The sequence below is a fragment of the Planctobacterium sp. AWM4_229 genome, from assembly GCF_056160305.1.
The window spans coordinates 1-240 of sequence record NZ_JBSWWX010000034.1 but is presented as its reverse complement, the minus strand read 5'-3'; the positions used below and the strand labels follow the sequence as shown (position 1 = coordinate 240).

The window sequence follows — 240 nt, the reverse complement described above, 5'->3', positions numbered from 1 at the left end:
TCAATATCGATGATTTATCAGCTTTTCCAGTTTGTTAAAGAACAGTTTAAGGCAGACCCGAGGGTCAAAAAAACCTTAACAGATAAACTTATGAGCAAACCTATCTGTTAAGGCTTAGTCGAGCTAAAGCTCAACCTACAATGTAAAGAAGAAGTGGTGGAGCTAAGCAGGATCGAACTGCTGACCTCCTGAATGCAAATCAGGCGCTCTCCCAGCTGAGCTATAGCCCCATTTCTTGCT

Annotated in this window: 1 tRNA gene; it reads right to left on the bottom strand. The window is 42.5% G+C overall.

What is annotated here, in order from left to right:
- Positions 1–154: 154 nt before the first annotated feature.
- Positions 155–230 (bottom strand) — tRNA-Ala (locus tag ACXAGP_RS22125).
- Positions 231–240 lie beyond the last annotated feature (10 nt).